Genomic DNA, 18899 nt, shown 5'->3' with positions numbered 1-18899 from the left:
CGACGCTCGTCGTCGGAGTCGCAATTCTAGAGAGCGCCTGCTGCGGCGCCAACCGATGCCGCCAAGCTAGGCTTCGGGCTTGAGGCTCGCCGCGGCGGGCGTGTGCGAGAAGCGCCACTTCATGGCCAGGATCAGCGCCGACAGGACCAGGCAGACCGAGTTGGTCAGCATCACCGGCCAACTGCCGATCATCACGCCATAGGTCACCCAGAGGCTGAAGCCGGTGACGGTCACCACGTACATGCGAAGTGAGATCGACCGGGCGTCGCGCTCCCGCCAGGTCTTGATGAGCTGCGGGGTGAAGCTCACCATCGAACACAGACCGGCGCAGAAGCCGACCACCTCGGGCAGAAAGCTCGGGGTCATGATCGCCTAAGCCGTCTTTTCGAGATGATGGACGCCCCAGCGGGCGGCGTGGCTGTCGGACAGGGTGAGCCCTGGGGGCGGATGCGTGTCGGCGCACCCCCGCTCCAGGCAGCCGACGAGGTAGATCAGGGCGCGGCGAACGGCGCGATCGGTATAGGGCTTTCCGATCACCCCGCAGGCGCCCGCCAGGTCCTCCGGCAGGCGCTTCACATTGGCCGTCATGAACAACACCATCGCCCCGTGATGGGCGGCGATCTCCCGGGCGGCGTCAACGCCTGTGGGGCCGTCCGCCAGGTGAACATCCACCAGGGCGATGTCCGGCTTGAGCTGAGCGGCCATCTGCACCGCCACCGCCGAGTCCGCGGCGTGGCCAACCTCGACGCAGCCGGCCTCCCGAACGAGGAAGCCGAGTTCGACGGCCAGCAGGGCCTCATCCTCGACGATCAGCACAGACAGGGGGTTGGACATGGGGACCTAGGCGTTCACGGGCAGTTCGAGAATGGCGCGCACGCCAGGGTTCGTCGGTTCGAAACGCAACTCGGCGCGCAGTTGTTGCGCCAGCAGCCCGACAATCGTCAGGCCAAACCCGGGCTCGAACTGTCCGGAAGGGGGAAGTCCCGGCCCGCCGTCGCAGATCGCGATCAGGTAATGGCCATTCTGGCGCTGGACGCGCACGCTCAGCTTGCCGGCGCGGCGCTCGTTCAGGCCGTGGGCGAAGGCGTTGTCCAGCAGCTCATTGACGGCCAGGGCCAGGGGCGCGGCCTGGGCGGCGTCGATCTCTATGCTCTGCAGGTCCAGGTCGATCGCGACCTTGTCGTGGCTCGAGGAGACGTCCCCCACCAGGTCGCGAACGAAGGCGGCCACGTCGAACCGCTCCAGGTCTCGGCTCTGGAACAGGCGCCGGTGCACCGTGGCTATGGCGCTCACCCGCGACAGCATCGACTCCAGCGCGATCCGCGTCTGCAGATCTTCGGTCCGTCGCGTCTGCAGGACCAGCAGCGAGCCGATGAGCTGGAGGTTGTTCTTGACCCGGTGATCGACCTCGTGGAGCAGGGCGGTGCGCTCGGCCAGCGCCTGTTCGGCGGCCCGGGTCTGCTCGGTGGCCACCGTGACCAGGCCTTCCCGATCCCGGACCAGGCGATCCTCGGCGTTCTTGCGGGCGGTGACGTCGATCTGCGAACCGATGTAATAGACCAGCAGGCCCTCGGCGTTGCGCACCGGGCTGATCTGGAGGGCGTTCCAGAACGGCTTGCCGTCCTTGCTGTAGTTCAGAATATCCACATTGATCGGCGCGCCTTCGACGACCGCCTGGGCCAGCCTTCGCGCCATCTCCGGGTCGGTGTCCGGGCCTTGGAGGAAACGGCAGTTGCGCCCCAGAACCTCGTCGCGAGCGTAACCGCTCAGCGCAAGAAAGGCGTCGTTGGCGAAGACGATGGGCATGTCGGGCGCCTGGGCGTCGGCGATGATCATCGACATGCGGGTGGCATGGACGGCGGCGGCGAACGGATCGTCGATCCCGGCCCGCGGCGTCAGCAGGCTGTCGGCCCGAAAGGTGTCCCTTCGCTCGATCATGATCTTTGCATCCGCCGTCCCCCAGGCCAGACAAACGCCGGCTCTCCGGGGCAGTTCCAGGGCGGAGGCCCAGGTCGGGCGCCTGTCGGCTGCGAATTCTTTCCCTTGTCACGGCGATGACACAGGTATCCGGCTTGGTGGATGATCCGGCGAACGGAGATTCGGTCTTGTCCCTGCTGCCGCAACCCTTGCCCCTCGGACCTCGACGGGGGTTCGCTGCCGGCCCGGCCCTTATGACGGGCGCGGCGGGCCTGCTGGCCTTGGCCGGTCTGGTCGCCGTGGGCGGCGCCGATCCCGTGGCCGCGATCATGCTGGCCCTGCCGGTGGCCGGCGTCGCGGCGATCCAGGCTGTCCGCGCCCGAGGGGAAGCCGCGCGGCTCAAGGCGGAGGTGGCCGAGACCCATGCCGAGGTCGCCGCCGGCCAGCTGTCTCTGCCCTATACGGCTGTGCTGAACGCCCTGCCCGATCCCGTCATGGTGATCTCGGCCCACGAGCCCGATGACCTTACGGGGCGCCGCTTCGTCATGGTCAATCTGGCTGGCCGGGAGGTGCTGAAGATCCAGCGAGAGGCGGGCCTGCTGGTCACCGCCATCCGCGATCCCGACGTGCTGGAGGCCGTCGATGAAGCCCTGTTCGGGAACCTCGAAGGCGAGGCCATCTATGAGCCCGGCGGCTCTCAGGAGCGGATCTTTCGGGTCTATGCCCGGCCCCTGGGCCTAGGGGCGGATGGGGGACGGCTGGCGCTGCTGGTGCTGCACGACGAGACCGACATCCGGCGTGTGGAGCGGATGCGGGCCGACTTCCTGGCCAATGCCAGCCACGAACTTCGCACCCCGCTCGCCTCGCTTTCGGGCTTCATCGAGACCTTGCGGGGACACGCCCGGGCCGATGAGAGCGCCCGCGAGAAGTTCCTGGGCATCATGCACGTCCAGGCCGAGCGCATGTCCCGGCTGATCGACGACCTGATGTCACTGAGCCGTATCGAGTTGAACGAGCATGTGCCGCCCAATGAGGATGTGGACCTGGTGGCCGCCGTCATGGACGTGGTCGACGCCATCACGCCCCTGGCCCGGGAAAAGGGCGTCAGCCTTGAGGTCAACCTGCCGCCCCGGGGCAGTGTGACGGCGGTGGGGGACCGCGATCAGGTCGTGCAGGTGGCCCAGAACCTGGTGGACAACGCGCTGAAGTACTCCCCCGCCGGCGGCGTGGTCCGGGTGTCTCTGGAGGATGGCCTTGGGATCGAGGCGGCCATGGCCCCCCGCATGGACCAGGCCGCCCGGCTGTCGCTGCTGACGCCTGACCACGGCCCGGGCCGTTTCGCCGCCCTGTCGGTCACCGATTCCGGCCCTGGCATGGCCCGGGAGCATCTGCCCCGGCTCACCGAACGCTTCTACCGGGTCGAGGGCCAGAAGAGCGGCGAGAAGTCCGGGACGGGCCTCGGCCTGGCCATCGTCAAGCACATCATGAACCGCCACAGGGGCGGACTCATGGTGGAAAGCGCCCTGGGCCGGGGGGCGATCTTCACGGCCTATTTCCCCCGGGTGGAGCCCGCGCGACGGCGGCGAGAGCCCCTGGACACCGACAAGTCGGGCGATGTCGCAAAAGTGTCATGAAACTGTCGCGTTCAATCAGCAATCCGCAGGCAGGTTCCGCGCCGCGCACCCTGGGGTCGGTTCAAGACCGCGGTCCCCTCTTCCCGCGCGATCCGAGCCGTAAGTCGAAGGCCTGAATGCTCATCTGGATCGCCCTGATCGGGCTCATCCTGTTCTCCCTCGCGGCCTATTCGGCCGGACGCCGCAAGGTGCTGCGCGCCTCGGGCGGCAGCACCCGCGTGCTCCATTCCCTGCCGGGCTATTATGGCGCCTATGTCGCGCTGTGGGCCGCAGCGCCGGCGGCCATCCTGCTGATCCTGGTGAGCCTGCTGGGCGGCCAGATCGAGGAAGCGGCCCTGCGCGCCGATCCACCCGCCGCGGTGATGGCGTTGCCCGACAGCACCCAGGATGTCTTCTACAATGACGTCGTCGGCACGGTGACGGGGGGACAGGTCAGCCAGACCGAATATGACGGCGCCCTTGGCGAGGCCTTCGCGGCCAAGCTGATCGAGGCCCGTGACATCCACCGCAACCTCGTGGCCGCCACGCTCGCCGCCGCCCTGGCCCTGGCCCTGGCCGGCGCCGCCTTCGCCTGGCCGAAGATCAGCGCCGGCTTTGCGGCCCGTCCGCGGGTGGAGCGGTGGATCGCCGCCCTCTTCCTGGTCTGCTCGATCGTCGCCGTGCTGACGACCGTGGGCATCGTGGCTTCGCTCGTCTGGGAGTCCTGGCGGTTCTTCCAGGCCGTGCCGATCTTCGAATTCCTGTTCGGCCTGACCTGGGACCCGCAGATCGCCATCCGCGCCGATCAGGTGGCGTCCTCGGGCGCGTTCGGCGCAGTGCCCCTGTTCATGGGCACCTTCCTGATCATGATGATCGCCATGACGGTGGCCGCGCCCGTGGGCCTGTTCGCCGCCATCTATCTCTCGGAATATGCCGGGCGCACGACGCGGGCGGTGGTCAAGCCGCTGCTCGAGGTGCTCGCCGGCATTCCCACGGTGGTCTACGGCTTCTTCGCCGCCCTGACCGTGGGGCCGCTGTTCCGCGGCTTCTTCAACGGGATCGGCGCGGAGCTGCTGGGGGGACCCCTGGATGGGGTCGGCCTCTATCTGATGCAGGTGCAGAACCAGATGGCCCTGGTGGCCGGGGCGGTCATGGGCATCATGCTGATCCCCTTCGTCTCGTCCCTGTCGGACGACATCATCAACGCCGTGCCCCAGTCCCTGAGAGACGGCTCCCTGGCCATGGGCGCGACGCGGTCGGAGACCATCACCCGCGTGATCATGCCCGCGGCCCTGCCCGGCGTCATGGGCGCCCTGCTGCTGGCCATATCCCGGGCTATCGGCGAGACCATGATCGTCACCATGGCCGCCGGCCTTCAGGCCCGCGCCACCTTCAACCCGCTGGACACGGTGACCACCGTGACAGTGCAGATCGTCACCCTGCTGACCGGCGACCAGGAGTTCGACAGCCCCAAGACCCTGTCGGCCTTTGGCCTGGGCCTGACCCTCTTCGTGATCACGCTGGTGCTCAACATCGTCGCCCTGCAGATCGTGCAGCGGTATCGGGAACAGTATGACTGACGCGGCCCTGACCCCCGCCCAGGCCGCCAAGGCCCGCGCCCGCGCCCAGGCCGAGGCCCGCCTAAAGCGCCGTTACCGCGCCGAGACGCGCTTCCGCTTCTATGGCCGCGCGGCCATCTTCCTGGCCCTGGCCTTCCTGGTGGTGCTGCTGGGCCGGATCGGAATCCAGGGCTATTCGACCTTCGTCGACTACCGCATCAGCCTGCCGGTGGAGATTTCCGCCGACCGCGTCGACATGGCCGACCTCGGCGGCTCGAACTTCAACCTCATGGTCGCGGAGTCCGCGCTGGCCGTGCTGGGCGAGGAGGACGACGTCTATGGCGAGGCCTCCAGTGAGATGATGGCCATCCTGTCGGGGGACCTGGGCTTCCAGATCCTCGACCGTCTGCGGGAAGATCCCGCGCTCATCGGCCAGACCATCACGGTTCAGGGGCCGATGAAGGCCAATGCCAGCCTCTACTACAAGGGCCAGATCAGCCGCGACACCGAGGTCGGCGGGCGGCGGCTGAGCGACCGCCAGCTCGACTGGCTGGACGAGCTGCGCCAGCGCGACATGGTCAGCGGCGGCTTCAACTGGACCTTCCTTTCGCGCTCGGACTCCACCGAGCCGGAGCAGGCCGGGGTGCTCGGCGCCGTGGTCGGCTCGGCCATGATGTTGCTGGTCACCGCCCTGCTGGCCGCCCCCATCGGGGTGCTGGCCGCCACCTATCTGGAAGAGTTCGCGCCCAAGAACCGCTGGACCGACCTGATCGAGGTGAACATCAACAACCTCGCCGCCGTGCCCTCGATCATCTACGGCCTGCTTGGCTTGGCGGTGTTCATCAACTGGCTGGCCGTGCCGCGGTCCTCGCCCCTGCTGGGGGGCCTGGTGCTGGCGCTGATGGCCCTGCCGACCATCATCATCGCCACCCGCGCCTCCCTGCGCGCCGTGCCGCCGTCGATTCGGGAGGCCGCCCTGGCCGTGGGCGCCTCGCGCACCCAGACCGTCTTCCACCACGTCCTGCCGCTGGCCATGCCGGGCATGATGACCGGCACCATCCTGTCCCTGGCCCACGCCCTGGGCGAGACCGCGCCCCTGCTGATGATCGGCATGGTCTCCTTCGTGCCGGGCGTGCCCGAGACCCTGACCAGCGCGGCCACCGTGCTGCCGGTGCAGATCTTCATCTGGGAAAACGCGTCCGAGCGCGCCTTCCATGAGCGCACGGCCGCAGCCATTATCGTGCTGCTGGTCTTCATGGTGTTGATGAACCTCGCGGCGGTCCTGCTCCGCCGACGTTTCGAACGGCGGTGGTGATCCCCATGTCCTCTCAGTCCCGCCATGCCCCGAGTTCGCCGATGACCCGCCAACGCGACGACGCCCACGCCCAGGGCGTCTCCATGACGACGCCCCGCGCCGGCCAGGCCGGCCCCAAGCTTTCGGCCACCGACATCAGCGTCTTCTATGGTGACAAGCAGGCCCTGTTCGACGTCTCCCTGGACATGCCCGACCGGGCGGTCACCGCGCTGATCGGCCCCTCGGGCTGCGGCAAGTCCACCTTCCTGCGCTGCATCAACCGGATGAACGACACCATCCCCGGCGCCCGGGTCGAGGGACGGATCATCCTGGACGGCGAGGATATCAACGACCGCGGGGTCGATCCCGTCCTGCTGCGCGCCCGGGTGGGCATGGTCTTCCAGAAGCCCAACCCCTTCCCGAAGAGCATCTTCGAAAACGTGGCCTATGGGCCGCGTATTCACGGCTTCGCCTCCACCAAGAGCGAACTGGCCGACATCGTCGAGTCCTCGCTCAAGCGCGCCGGCCTCTGGGCCGAGGTGGCCGACCGCCTGCAGGCGCCGGGCACCAGCCTGTCGGGCGGCCAGCAGCAGCGCCTGGTCATCGCCCGGGCCATCGCCGTCAGCCCCGAAGTGATCCTGATGGACGAGCCCTGCTCGGCGCTCGACCCCATCGCCACGGCCAAGATCGAAGAGCTGATCGACGACCTGCGCAGCCAGTACTGCATCGTCATCGTCACCCACTCCATGGCCCAGGCCGCGCGGGTCTCCCAGCGCACCGCCTTCTTCCACATGGGCGCGGTGGTCGAGGCGGGCGCCACCGACGAGATCTTCACCAACCCGCGTGACACCCGCACGCAGGATTATATCACCGGACGCTTCGGCTGACCGGGAGGACGCCGCCATGAACGAACACATCGTCAAGGCCTACGAAGACGAGCTCAACATGCTCACCGCCGAGTGCGCGCGGATGGGCGGGCTGACCGAGGCCGCCGTCGCCGACGCCCTGGAGGCCGTGGTGCGCCGCGACCAGCAGACCGCCGACCTGGTGGTGGGGCGCGATGAGCGCCTGGATGTCCTGCAGGCCGATATCGAGCGCAAGGCGATCCGCATGATCGCCCTGCGCCAGCCGCTGGCCAACGACCTGCGCCGCACGGTGGCGGCCATGAAGATCGCCAACAATCTCGAGCGGGTTGGCGACCTGGCCAAGAACATCGCCAAGCGCACCATCGTGATCATCGAGTCCGACCCGATGGTGCCCCTGACGCGCTCCATCGAGCGCATGGGTCGGCTGGTGGTGACCCGCCTGAAAGAGGTGCTGGACGCCTATACCGCCTCGGATCTCGAGCGGGCCATGACCGTCTGGTCCCGGGACGACGAGGTGGACGAGCACTACAACAGCCTCTTCCGGGAACTGCTGACCTATATGATGGGCGATCCGCGGACGATCACCGCCTGCGCCCACCTGCTGTTCGTGGCCAAGAACCTCGAGCGCATCGGCGACCACGCCACCAACATCGCCGAGATCATCCACTACGAGATCACCGGGGACGAGGCGATCGCCGCCGAGCGTCCCAAGACCGATCCGCTGCAGCGGTAGGCGCGGGAGAACACCCCATGACCCCCAATATCCTGGTCGCCGAGGACGAAGATTCCCTCTCGACCCTGCTGAACTACAATCTCGAAAAAGAGGGCTACGCCGTCGCGGTCGCCGCCGACGGGGAAGAAGCCCTGGTGATGGTCGACGAGAAGATGCCCGACCTCATCCTGCTGGACTGGATGCTGCCCAAGGTGTCGGGCATCGAGGTCTGCCGCCGGCTGCGGGCGCGGTCTGAAACCCGCAACATCCCGATCATCATGCTGACGGCCCGGGGCGAGGAGACCGACCGGATCCGCGGCCTGGACACCGGCGCCGACGACTACATCGTCAAGCCCTTCTCCATGTCGGAGCTCTCGGCCCGCATCCGCGCCGTTCTGCGCCGCCTGCGGCCGGGCCTGGCCGAGGATCGGGTCCGGATCGGCGACCTGGTCATCGACCGCGTCGCCCACCGGGTGAAGCGGGGGGGCAAGGAGATCCATCTCGGCCCCACCGAATTCCGCCTGCTGGACTATCTGATGCAGCATCCCGGCCGGGTGTTTTCCCGCGAGCAACTGCTGGACGCCGTCTGGGGCTCGGACGTCTATGTGGAGGCGCGCACGGTTGATGTGCATGTGGGCCGCCTGCGCAAGGCGTTGAACCGCGAGGCCTCGGCCGACCCGATCCGCACCGTGCGCTCGGCCGGCTACTCCCTCGACGTCGAGGCCTGAGCCCGCCAGCTTGACGCTCCGGGCGCGGCGCGGCAAAGCCCGCCCATGAACATTCTCCTCGTCGGTTCGGGCGGGCGCGAGCATGCGCTGGCCTGGAAGATCGCCCAGTCGCCCCTGCTCACCCGCCTGGTCATGGCGCCGGGAAATCCGGGCATGGCGGCCCTGGGCGAGGTGGTTCCGGTCAAGGTCACCGACGTGCCCGGCCTCTTGGCCCTGGCTAGGGAGATGGCCGCGGACCTGGTGGTCATCGGTCCGGAATCGGCCGTCGAGGCGGGCCTGGCCGACGCGCTGGTGGCCGCAGGCGTGCCCTGTTTCGGACCCAGCCAGGCGGCGGGCCGGCTGGAATCCTCCAAGGCCTTCACCAAGGCCTTCGCCGAACGCCACGGCCTGCCCACCGGCGCCTATGTGGTCTGCGATGACGCCGCAGTGGCCAAGGCCGCCCTGGACCAATTCTCGCCCCCCTATGTGATCAAGGCCGACGGCCTGGCGGCGGGCAAGGGCGTGGTGATCGCGCCCACCCGCGCCGAGGCCGAGGCCGCCATCGACGACACCCTGGGCGGCCGGTTCGGCGCGGCCGGCGCGCGGGTGGTGATCGAGGAATTCCTGGAGGGCGAGATCGGCTCCCTGTTCGCCCTGTGCGATGGGACAACCAGCATGGTCTTCGGCCACGCCCAGGACCACAAGCGGGCCTATGACGGCGAAAGGGGCCCCAATACCGGGGGCATGGGCACCTATGCGCCGGCGCCCCTGTTCACCGATGAGCTGGTGGAACAGGTGCGCAAGGAACTGGCCGAGCCCACCTTCGCCGCCATCGCCGCCGAGGGCGCGCCCTATCGCGGCGTGCTGTTCGTGGAATTCATGGCCACCCGCGACGGCCCCCGCCTGGTGGAGTTCAACGTCCGCTTCGGCGATCCGGAATGCCAGGTGCTGATGCTGCGGCTGGAAAGCGATCTGGTCCCCTATCTGACGGCCTGCGCCCAGGGCGAGCTCGACAGGCTGCCGGCGCCGGTCTGGCGCGATGACGCCGCCGTCTGCGTGGTGATGGCCGCGCAAGGCTATCCCGACGCCCCGGTGGCCGGCGCGGCGATCACCGGCGCCGACCAGGCCTTCGGCGACGGCGTGGTGGTCTTTCATGCCGGCACGGCGACGGACCCCGACGGAACCCTGCGGGTCGCCGGCGGCCGGGTGCTGAACGTCTGCGCCCTGGGGGCGGACTTCCCGGCCGCCCGTCAGGCGGCCTATGCGGCGGTGGACCAGATCCACATGCCCGGCGGCTTCTATCGCTCCGACATCGGCTGGCGCGCGCTGAACCGCTGACCCGGCTCGCCCTGTTCCTGGCGGCGGTACGCCCGGGCGCCGAACGCCTTGCGGCGCCATGCGCAGGCTCGGTAAGGTGGGTTCAAACAAGCGTAAGACTCACGCGCCCAAGCCTATGAGTAGAGGGGAATCCCATGGCCGACGCCGCCGAACAGCAGCGCGAACAGCTGAACACCGGCACCAAGGAGGTCGCGGAGTCCCATCGGTTCGACGAGGCCCGGCTTGAGGCCTGGATGCAGGCCCATGTGGAGGGCTTCCAGGGTCCGCTGGAGGTGCGCCAGTTCAAGGGCGGCCAGTCCAACCCCACCTACCAGCTGGTGACGCCCACCAAGAAGTACGTCCTGCGCCGCAAGCCGCCGGGCAAGCTGCTGCCCTCGGCCCATGCGGTGGACCGCGAGTACAAGGTGATCAGCGCCCTCTATCCCACCGGCTTCCCGGTGGCGCGCTCCTATGGCCTGTGCACCGACGACGAGGTCATCGGCACCATGTTCTACGTCATGGACATGGTGGAGGGCCGCATCCTCTGGGACCAGCAGCTGCCGCAGTACACCCCGGAAGAGCGTCGGCCGATCTATATGGCCAAGCTCAAGACCCTGGCCGACCTGCACAACACCGACCATGAAGCCATCGGCCTGGGGGACTATGGCAAGCCCGGCAACTATATGGGCCGGCAGGTGGATCGCTGGACCAAGCAGTACCGCGCCTCGGAGACCGTCAAGCTCGAGGAGATGGAGCGGCTGATCGAATGGCTGCCCCGCACCGTGCCGCCCCAGGAGCGGACCTCCATCGTCCATGGGGACTACCGCCTGGACAATATGGTGCTGCATCCCACGGAGCCGCGGGTGATCGCCGTGCTGGATTGGGAACTCTCGACCCTGGGCGAGCCCCTGGCCGACTTCACCTATCTGCTGATGAACTGGGTCAACGGGACCATCGCCAATATCGAGGACCTCGAGGCCCACGGCGTGCCGTCCATCGACGAGTACGTGGCCGAGTACTGCCGCCTGACCGGCCGCGACAGCCTGCCGGACCTGAACTGGTACTTCGCCTACAACATCTTCCGGCTGGCGGGGATCATCCAGGGCATTGTCGGTCGGGTCCGCGATGGCACCGCCAACAGTCCGCAGGCTGCGGCCATGGCCGAACGGGTGCCGCTGCTGGCCAAGGCCGGCTGGAGCTTCGCCCAGAAGGCCGGCGCGACGGCGTAAAGAGAGCCGGGCTAAAGAGGCCGACCCACAGCCCTGGACAGCAGCGCGTCCAGGGCGGCCTCGTCCTCGAACTGGGCCTGGACCGGCCAAGCGGCCACCCGGCCCCGCCAGTCGGGGGGCAGGCGGGCCCAGTCCTTTTCCGTGGTCACCAGCCCGGCGCCGAAATCCTCGGCCCGCGCCGCCAAGCGGGCCAGGGTGGCGGCGTCATAGGCGAAGTGATCGGGCAGGGCGACGAAGTCGACCAGCTCGCAGCCGGCCGCCTTGAGGGCGCGCTCCACCTTCCACGGCTTGCCGACCCCGGCGAAGGCCACCTGCGGCCCCGGCGGCGGCGGCGCCGAGGCCCTCAGCCGGGCGATCAGCACCGGCGTCTGGCCAAATAGGGCCAGGAGTTCGCGGTCGGCAGCGGCCAGATCCTCCGGCAACATCACGACGACGGCGTCGGCCCGCGCCAGCCCGGCGGCCAGGGGCTCGCGCAGGGGGCCGGCCGGGAAGACCGCCCCGTCGCCCAAGGGCCATTCCCCCTCGCGGGTCTCGCCATCCACCACGATCAGGGACAGGCGCTTGGCGAGGCTCGGGTTCTGGTGGCCGTCGTCCATGACGATGGCGGCCGCACCCGCCTGCACCGCGGCGCAGGCGCCCAGGGCCCGGTCCCGGGCCACCCAGATGGGCGCGTCCTGCGCCATCATCAGCGGCTCGTCCCCGACATCGGCGGCGGTGTGCTGCGCGGGATCCACGCGGACGGGTCCGACGAGCCGGCCCCCATAGCCGCGGGAGAGGCCATGGGCCTCGATCCCGCCGCGCCGCAGCCGGGCCAGGATTTCCCGGACCACCGGCGTCTTGCCGGTCCCGCCCATGGTGATATTGCCGACGCAGATGACCGGCGCCCCGGGGTCGCAGGCCCCTGTGCGGGCGATGCGGCGGGCGGTGACGGCGCCCCAGATCCAGGAGATCGGCGTCAGCAGCGCCCGCGTCATGGGCATGGACGAGCGGTCACGCTCGCGCACGTACCACCAGCGCGGGGTGGAGAGTTTCATGGGGCGGCCTCGCTCGGGAGCAGCGGCGAAAGCCTGTCCATGGCCTCGTCCAGGGCCGCGCCATAGCGTTGGGCATGGGCCATGGCCGCGGCGCCCATGCGCAGGGCGATGGCCGGATTGTCCAGCAGGCCGGCCAGGTGGCGCGTCAGGGCCGCCCCGTCCGGGGCGCAGAGGGCGGCGACCTCTTCGAACATGGCCTGATAGGTCTCGGCGGCGTTGAACACCGAGGGGCCGGTGACGATGGCGGCGCCCAGCCGGGCGGGCTCCAGGGGATTGTGGCCGCCGACGCCCGGCGCATAGCCGCCGCCCATGACCACCACATCGGCCAGGCGGAAGAACAGGCCAAGCTCCCCCAGGGTGTCGGCCACATAGGCCCCGACCAGGGGCGTCGGTGTGTGTCCCGCGCTGCGGCGGGCGGTGTTGAAACCGGCCTGGGAGAGGAGGCGAGCGACCTCAAGTCCGCGCTCGGGATGTCGGGGGGCGACGATCAGCAAGGTCCCGGGCTGGTCGGCCATCAGGCCCTGGACCGCCTCGGCGATCAGGATCTCTTCGCCCGGATGGGTGCTGGCGGCCAGGATCACCGGCCGGCCTTCGGTCTCCTGGCGCAGACGGTCCAGCTCGGCGGCGTCGCAGGGCAGGGGGGCGCCGACCTGCTTGAGGTTCAGGTGCGGGCCAATGGTCGCCCCCAGCTCCTGCAGTCGCGCGGCGGTCTCGGCGTCCTGCGGCAGGACCAGGTCGAAGGCTTGCAGCAGGGCGCGGGCCGCGCCCGGCGCCCGGCGCCAGCCGAGCGCGCTCTTCTCCGTCATCCGGGCCGAGACCAGGGCCAGGCGGACGCCCCTTTCGGCCGCCGCCATGATCAGGTTGGGCCAGAGCTCGCTCTCCACCAGGATCGCCACGGCGGGGCGCCAGTGGTCGAGGAAGCCGGCCACCGCGCGGGGGCCGTCCACCGGGGCGTACTGATGGATCACCCCGGCGGGCAGGCGCCGCGACAGGAGCTCGGCCGCCGTGCGGGTGCCCGAGCTGACGAGCAGATTCAGGTCTGGGCGGCGTTCAATCAAGGCCTCGACCAGGGGCAGCAGCGAGACGCTTTCGCCGACGCTCACCCCATGCAGCCAGACGATATCCCCGGGCGGGCGGGCGCAGCGGGGCTGGCCCAGGCGCTCGTCCAGTCGCTCAGGATCCTCCTTGCCCCGCCGGGCGCGGGCGCGCAGCAGACGCGGCGCCAGGGGCTCCAGGGCGGCCAGGACCTGGCGATAGGCGGCGAGGCCGGGCGAGCGGGGGCGAGGCTTCACACCCCCTCGGCCGGATAGAGCCGGCAATCGGCGGCCTCGCCCGTCTCGACCTGCAGGGTGGCGTGGCCGATGCCGAACCTGCTCTGCAAGCCCTCGCAGGCGGCGTGCAGGAAGCCGTCGGGGTCGGCATTGTCGGGACGGGTGAGGTGGACCGTCAGCGCCGTCTCGGTGGTGCTCATGGCCCAGATGTGCAGGTCGTGGATGTCGGTCACGCCCGGCAGGCCGCCGAGCCAGGCGCGGACGGCCTCAACATCGATCCCCCGGGGCGCGGCGTCCAGGGCCAGGTCGACGGAGTCCCGCAGCAGGCCCCAGGTGCCGATCAGGATCACCGCCACGATCAGCAGGCTGAGCGCCGGGTCCAGCCAGTAGAGGCTGGTGAGCGCGATGACGCCCGCTCCGATCACCACGGCCAGGGAGACGGCCGCATCGGCGGCCATGTGCAGGAAGGCGCCGCGGATGTTCAGGTCGCCCTTGGCGCCGCCCATGAACATCAGCGCCGTGGCGGTGTTGATCACCACCCCGATCGCCGCGACGATCATCACGGGCGCGGCGGCCACCTCGGCCGGATCGGCGATCCGCCGCACGGCCTCGGAGACGATGGCGCCCACGGCCACCAGCAGCAGGATGGCGTTGGCCAGGGAGGCCAGGATGGTCGCCTTGCGCAGGCCATAGGTGCGACGTCCCGTGGGCCGGCGCTTGGCCAGGCTGGCGGCGCCCCAGGCCAGCAGCAGGCTCATCACATCCGACAGGTTGTGGCCCGCGTCGGCCAGCAGGGCCAGCGAGCCGAACCACAGGCCAGCCGCCACCTCGGCGGCGACGAAGCCGGTGTTCAGCACGACGCCGATGGCGAAGGCCCGGCCGAAATCCTTGGGCGCGTGATGATGGTGTCCACCTAGCCCGTGACTGTGGCCGTGGTCATGCCCATGATCGTGATGATGGCCGGGATGGTCGTGCGCCATGGCCCTATGTCCCATCCGCTGGGGCGTCAGGCAACGGCGCGGCGCCCACCAGGGCTTCGGCCCGACGGGTGGCGGCCGAGAGGCGGGCCGACCAGTCGGCGCAAAGCTCTGCGATCTGATCTTCCTGGGCGTCGGCGGGCGCATAGAAGGGGCCATCCCAGACCACGGCCCCGCGCCCGAAGGGGGCGGCGAGCATCACCTTGTCCCAGCTGTCGAGCCGCAGGGACGGCGCCGCCGCCAGGCCCATCAGGAAGACCGGCGCCTGGGTTCGCTTGGCGATCTGAACCGCGCCAGGCGCCACGACCTCATTGGGGCCCCGGGGGCCGTCGGGGCTGATGATCAGGGCGCCCCCGTCCCCCACGAAGCCGAGGGCCTGGCGAAAACCCGCCACGGCCGCGCGGGCCTTGGCCGAGTCGCCCTTCTTGGCCGAGGACATGCGGATCGACGGAAAGCCCACCCGGTCCAGGGCCTGGGCGACGAACTCCCCGTCCGATGAGGGGGAGACCAGCACCTGCGTCTTGCCCCTGGGCCACCATTTGGGGGCGGTGGCCAGGGACAGGGGAATGCGCCCATGCCACATCAGGGCCAGCAGCCCGGTCCTGTCGGTCAGGAACGGTTCCAGGCAGGCGTCATCCACGTGCCGCCAGCGGACGGTTTTCAGGATCAGCTGCAGATAGGCGGCCAGCAGCCAGCCCAGGAGGGCCTGCACGCCGGGGCGCCGGAACAGCCCCTTCACGCCGCGCTCTCCGTCTCCAGGTCCTGGCTCTTGGCCAGCCGCGCATAGAGGCCCTGGGCCTTGACCAGGCTGGCATGGTCGCCGGTCTCCACCACCTGACCCTTGTCGATCACATAGATGCGGTCGGCGCCGCGCACCGTCGACAGCCGGTGGGCGATGAGCATGGTGGTCCGCCCGGCCATCAGGCGGGTGAGCGCCGCCTGCACCTGGGCCTCGCTCTCGGTGTCCAGGGCGCTGGTGGCCTCGTCCAGCAGCAGGATGGGGGCGTCCTTCAGGAAGGCCCGGGCGATGGCGATCCGCTGCCGCTGGCCGCCCGACAGCCTTGCGCCGGCCTCGCCCACCAGGGTGGCGTAGCCGTCCGGAAGTTCGGTGATGAAGTCGTGGGCGGCCGCGGCCTGGGCGGCGGCTTCGATCTCGGCCTCGGTGGCGTCGGGCCTCGCATAGGCGATGTTGGCGCGGATGGTGTCGTCGAATAGGAAGGGCTCCTGGGTCACCAGGGCGATCTGGTCGCGCAGGGAGGCCAGCGTCAGGTCGCGGACATCGACGCCGTCGATGCTCACCCGCCCGGCGGTCACGTCATAGAAGCGCGGGATCAGGTTCAGGATGGTGCTCTTGCCGCCGCCCGAGGGTCCGACCAGGGCGATGGTCTCCCCGCGACGGGCGCTCAGGGTCACGCCGGTCAGCGCCGGCGCGCCCTCCCCATAGGCGAAGCTGACCGCCTCGAAGGCGATGGATCCCTCGCTGCGGGGCGCGGTGCGGGCCCCGGCCGGCTCGCGGATCAGCGGCTCCACGTCGAGGGCGGCGAACAGCCGCCGGGCGCCGGCCAGGCCTTCGGCGAAGACGGTCTGCAGGTTAGCCAGCTGCCGCAGGGACTGGGACGCCATGCCCAGGGCGCCGATAAAGGCCACGAAGGCGCCGACATTCATCGCGCCGCTGGCGGCCCGCCAGCCGGCATAGGCCATGACCCCGGCGACAATCAGGGTCATCAGGGTTTCGGTGGCCGGCGCCGCGGCGGCGCGGGCGTTGGCGCCCTTGACCAGATGGGCCTGGCGGCGGGCCACCACCTCGGCCACCCGGGCCTCTTCGAAGGCTTCGCGGTTCTCGATCTTGACGACGCGAACCCCGTCCAGGCTCTCCATGATGGCGGTCGAGAGCGCCGAGGTCTCGGCCATGGCGCCCCGGGCGGCCTTGGTGGTCTTCTTGGAGAACCGCCGCATGATGCCGGTGGCCAGCGGCGCGGCCAGCAGGATGGCCAGCGTCAGGATGGCGTCATTGGAGACCATGACCAGCACCGCCCCGATCACGGTCAGGAAGTGCTGGGTGTAGTTGACCAGGCCCGACGTGGCCGCCTCGCGGATCAGGCCGGCGTCATAGAGAACCGAGGAGACATAGGCGCCCGAATGCTGGCCCCGCAGGCGGGCCAGGTCGGCCCGCACCAGCTTGCCGAACAGCTGCACCTGGACATCGCCCACCACCCCATTGCCGATCCGGTTGACCAGGGAGGCCTGGGTCACCTGGGCGACGCCCCGCAGGATGGCGTAGCCCGCGATAGCCAGCGGAATGGCCCAGATGGCGCCGGGCTTATGCAACACCAGCAGATCGTTGATCGCCGGCTCCAGAATCTGGACCAGCTTGGCGCTGGAGAAGGCGACGATCACGGCGGCCACCAGCGCCAGGGCGAAGCCCTTCCAGCGCGGCTTCAGATAGACCTGCGCGATACGGCCGATCAGGACGCGGGCGGGCGTCTTGTCAGGCTCCGGGGTGGCCGTGGAACTCATGGCCCTGGCGTCGTCCGTCACGGCGCGCAAGTCAAGTCAACCGCAGGGCTCAAGGCTTCCGTTGGGCGAGCCGAACGCCTAGTTATGCGGCAAATCCCGGAGCGCCCCTTGGCCCAATTCGACCTCAGCACCCCCGAAGGCCGCAAGCGCGCCCTGCGGGACTATATGTGGAACGACCACGCCTTCCTGCGTCTGCGCTTCCAGAACGCCCACTGGATCAGCGAGGAGCTGGTGCGCACCAACCAGCCCTCGCCCGAGCAGCTGGCCGGGTGGAAGGCCCGCGGGATCAAGACGATCATCAACCTGCGAGGCGGCTTCGATGGCAGCTTCCATGTGCTGGAAAAGGCCGCCTGCGAAGAGCTCGGCCTGACCCTGGTGGACTTCACCATCACGTCTCGCGAGGTCCCCAGCCGCGCCCGGGTGCTGGGCGCCCGCGACCTCTTCCAGTCCATCGAATATCCGGCCCTGATGCACTGCAAGTCCGGGGCGGATCGGGCCGGCATCATGAGCGTCTTCTACATGCACTTCCGCAAGGGCAAGACGATCGCTGAGGCCCTGGACCAGCTCCACCTGCGCTACCTGCACATGAAGGCCGGCAAGACCGGCGTGCTGGACTACACCTTCGAGCGCTACCTGGCCGAAGGCGAACCGGCCGGCCTCTCCTTCATCGAATGGGTCGAAAGCCCCGCCTACGACCCCGACGCCATCAAGGCCGACTTCCGCAGCCAGTGGTGGGGCAACTTCTTCACCGAACGCCTGCTGAAGCGGGAGTAGGGGGCGGGGGGGCCTCAAGAGGGGACACGAAGGGGCGCAAAGGGCACGAAGGCGAGCCGACGACGTCTCCTCACCGCACCGTTTCCTTCTCCCGCGGCGCCGACACCTTCTGGGGCCTGGCCTGGGCCTTGGGTTTGGGGAGCAGGCGGAACCGGGACTGGCACCAGGCGAAGTCGATGCCGACATCGACCAGGGCGTCGGAGCGGCCGCAGGGGCAGGGGAAGTCCATCACCGCCCAGACGCGGTAGGTTTCCCCGGCCTGCAGGGGCACCGGGCGTCCGTTGACGTGATTGGGGGCCGCATTGACGCACAGAACCAGATCGCCAGGGCCGACCGCGTCGCTCATCGCATCCATCCACTTCGCTACGGGAAGACTAAACCCTTAGCCACACGCGACAAAGACCCGCTTCCACACGCCGGAATTGACAAAGTTTGCCAATTTATTGAAGCTCTCTCGTGGAGGTGATCCATGGCGACGATGAATGTCTCGCTGCCCGATGCGATGAAGGACTGGGTGGAGGAGCGGGCCGGAACAGGTCGCTACAGCAACGCCAGCGACTATGTGCGCGATCTGATCCGCCGAGATCAGGAGCGGGTCGATAAGCTCACGGCGCTCCAGCGTCTCATCCAAGAGGGTGAAGAGAGCGGCGCCAGCGACCTGTCCGCCGCCGATATCATCGCCCAGGCGCGTGCGCGCGCAGGCGAGCGTGGCCTATAGGTTTAGCCGCAAGGCGGCCGCCGAACGCCACCGCACCATGGAGATAGAGGTTCTCAAGGTCCTCGACCGGAACTTGGTCCGGCCACCCGCGGGCATCCGTACAAGTCCCACCTGATCTTCTATCGCCCCCAAGGCGCAGACATCTTCGTCCAGCGCATCCGGCACGGAAGCGAGGACTGGCAGAACATAGAGGCTTGATGCGTCCGCCCTCTTCTTCCTGCCCATCGCGCCCCTTCGTGCCCTTCGTGTTCCCCTTCTTTCTCCGGCCTCCGCCGCCCTCCAGGCCCCGCCGCGCGGTGACGGTCCTGTGTCCCGATGGCGACAATTGGCGTCGTGACGCTCCCTGATCCCCGTGCCAGGATGCCCTGTCGGCCGTCGCGGCCAGAGGGGCGCG

The 18899-nt window shown here is 69.3% G+C and carries 19 protein-coding genes and 1 pseudogene; 11 read left to right on the top strand and 9 right to left on the bottom strand.

Translation table 11 applies throughout. The features are described from left to right. Positions 1–66: 66 nt before the first annotated feature. Genes Q7S93_RS11135 through Q7S93_RS11125 form a run of 3 tightly spaced genes read right to left on the bottom strand, consistent with a single transcriptional unit; the run spans position 67 to position 1938 of the window. A complete protein-coding gene (locus Q7S93_RS11135) occupies positions 67–366 on the bottom strand; it encodes a SemiSWEET family sugar transporter (RefSeq protein WP_304713973.1) in 300 nt (99 codons plus the stop codon). 6 nt (positions 367–372) lie between these two features. Continuing rightward, positions 373–834, bottom strand: a complete 462-nt coding sequence (locus Q7S93_RS11130) for a response regulator (protein ID WP_304713972.1) — start codon at positions 832–834, stop codon at positions 373–375. Between the two features lie 6 nt (positions 835–840). Then, positions 841–1938, bottom strand: coding sequence for a histidine kinase dimerization/phosphoacceptor domain -containing protein (locus Q7S93_RS11125; RefSeq protein WP_304713971.1), 1098 nt, complete (start codon positions 1936–1938; stop codon positions 841–843). A gap of 233 nt (positions 1939–2171) precedes the next feature. Between Q7S93_RS11125 and Q7S93_RS11120 the strand changes: the two genes are divergently transcribed. From Q7S93_RS11120 to Q7S93_RS11085, 8 genes are all read left to right on the top strand, one after another. Beyond that, a complete protein-coding gene (locus Q7S93_RS11120) occupies positions 2172–3551 on the top strand; it encodes an ATP-binding protein (protein ID WP_304713970.1) in 1380 nt (459 codons plus the stop codon). 116 nt (positions 3552–3667) lie between these two features. Then, a complete protein-coding gene (pstC, locus tag Q7S93_RS11115) occupies positions 3668–5110 on the top strand; it encodes a phosphate ABC transporter permease subunit PstC (RefSeq protein ID WP_304713969.1) in 1443 nt (480 codons plus the stop codon). Continuing rightward, entirely contained in the window at positions 5103–6404 is a 1302-nt protein-coding gene (pstA, locus tag Q7S93_RS11110; protein ID WP_304713968.1) for a phosphate ABC transporter permease PstA, read from the top strand. The genes pstC and pstA overlap by 8 nt, the downstream gene beginning before the upstream one ends. An 83-nt stretch (positions 6405–6487) precedes the next feature. After that, positions 6488–7270, top strand: a complete 783-nt coding sequence (gene pstB, locus Q7S93_RS11105; RefSeq protein WP_304714074.1) for a phosphate ABC transporter ATP-binding protein PstB — start codon at positions 6488–6490, stop codon at positions 7268–7270. 16 nt (positions 7271–7286) lie between these two features. After that, a complete protein-coding gene (phoU, locus tag Q7S93_RS11100; RefSeq protein ID WP_304713967.1) occupies positions 7287–7982 on the top strand; it encodes a phosphate signaling complex protein PhoU in 696 nt (231 codons plus the stop codon). A gap of 17 nt (positions 7983–7999) precedes the next feature. Further along, positions 8000–8689 carry a phosphate regulon transcriptional regulator PhoB gene (gene phoB, locus Q7S93_RS11095; RefSeq protein ID WP_304713966.1) on the top strand — a complete coding sequence of 230 codons (690 nt, stop codon included), beginning with the start codon at positions 8000–8002 and terminating at the stop codon, positions 8687–8689. Between the two features lie 45 nt (positions 8690–8734). Further along, positions 8735–10006 (top strand): phosphoribosylamine--glycine ligase, encoded by a 1272-nt coding sequence (gene purD, locus Q7S93_RS11090; protein ID WP_304713965.1) that lies wholly within the window; start codon positions 8735–8737, stop codon positions 10004–10006. 134 nt (positions 10007–10140) lie between these two features. Further along, positions 10141–11214 (top strand): phosphotransferase, encoded by a 1074-nt coding sequence (locus Q7S93_RS11085; protein ID WP_304713964.1) that lies wholly within the window; start codon positions 10141–10143, stop codon positions 11212–11214. 11 nt (positions 11215–11225) lie between these two features. Here the strand turns inward: Q7S93_RS11085 and lpxK are convergent, their stop codons facing one another. Genes lpxK through Q7S93_RS11060 form a run of 5 tightly spaced genes read right to left on the bottom strand, consistent with a single transcriptional unit; the run spans position 11226 to position 17013 of the window. Then, positions 11226–12248 (bottom strand): tetraacyldisaccharide 4'-kinase, encoded by a 1023-nt coding sequence (lpxK, locus tag Q7S93_RS11080; protein WP_304713963.1) that lies wholly within the window; start codon positions 12246–12248, stop codon positions 11226–11228. Continuing rightward, the gene (locus Q7S93_RS11075; protein WP_304713962.1) at positions 12245–13540 is read right to left on the bottom strand and encodes a 3-deoxy-D-manno-octulosonic acid transferase; all 1296 of its coding nucleotides are present in this window, start codon (positions 13538–13540) and stop codon (positions 12245–12247) included. The genes lpxK and Q7S93_RS11075 overlap by 4 nt, the downstream gene beginning before the upstream one ends. After that, positions 13537–14499, bottom strand: a complete 963-nt coding sequence (locus tag Q7S93_RS11070) for a cation diffusion facilitator family transporter (protein ID WP_304713961.1) — start codon at positions 14497–14499, stop codon at positions 13537–13539. Before Q7S93_RS11070 ends, Q7S93_RS11075 begins: the two co-directional genes overlap by 4 nt. Before the next feature lie 4 nt (positions 14500–14503). Beyond that, complete coding sequence (locus Q7S93_RS11065) at positions 14504–15235, bottom strand: lysophospholipid acyltransferase family protein (protein ID WP_304713960.1); 732 nt, start codon at positions 15233–15235, stop codon at positions 14504–14506. Then, positions 15232–17013: an ABC transporter ATP-binding protein gene (locus tag Q7S93_RS11060; protein ID WP_304713958.1), complete on the bottom strand. Its 1782-nt coding sequence runs from the start codon at positions 17011–17013 to the stop codon at positions 15232–15234. The genes Q7S93_RS11065 and Q7S93_RS11060 overlap by 4 nt, the downstream gene beginning before the upstream one ends. A gap of 108 nt (positions 17014–17121) precedes the next feature. Between Q7S93_RS11060 and Q7S93_RS11055 the strand changes: the two genes are divergently transcribed. Next, complete coding sequence (locus Q7S93_RS11055) at positions 17122–17787, top strand: fused DSP-PTPase phosphatase/NAD kinase-like protein (RefSeq protein WP_304713957.1); 666 nt, start codon at positions 17122–17124, stop codon at positions 17785–17787. 70 nt (positions 17788–17857) lie between these two features. On the opposite strand, the gene Q7S93_RS11050 is transcribed toward Q7S93_RS11055, so the two are convergent. Continuing rightward, a complete protein-coding gene (locus tag Q7S93_RS11050) occupies positions 17858–18133 on the bottom strand; it encodes a hypothetical protein (RefSeq protein ID WP_304713955.1) in 276 nt (91 codons plus the stop codon). A 123-nt stretch (positions 18134–18256) separates the two neighbouring features. On the opposite strand from Q7S93_RS11050, the gene Q7S93_RS11045 reads away from it, so the two are divergent. Then, positions 18257–18505, top strand: coding sequence for a type II toxin-antitoxin system ParD family antitoxin (locus Q7S93_RS11045; RefSeq protein WP_304713954.1), 249 nt, complete (start codon positions 18257–18259; stop codon positions 18503–18505). 57 nt (positions 18506–18562) lie between these two features. Then, positions 18563–18703, top strand: a pseudogene (locus Q7S93_RS11040) (type II toxin-antitoxin system RelE/ParE family toxin); the annotation flags it as partial. Between the last annotated feature and the right edge of the window lie 196 nt (positions 18704–18899).

Source organism: Phenylobacterium sp. (genome assembly GCF_030646615.1).
Classification (GTDB): Bacteria; Pseudomonadota; Alphaproteobacteria; order Caulobacterales; family Caulobacteraceae; genus Phenylobacterium.
The sequence above is the reverse complement of the archived record's forward strand: the minus strand, read 5'-3'. Positions and strand labels throughout refer to the sequence as shown.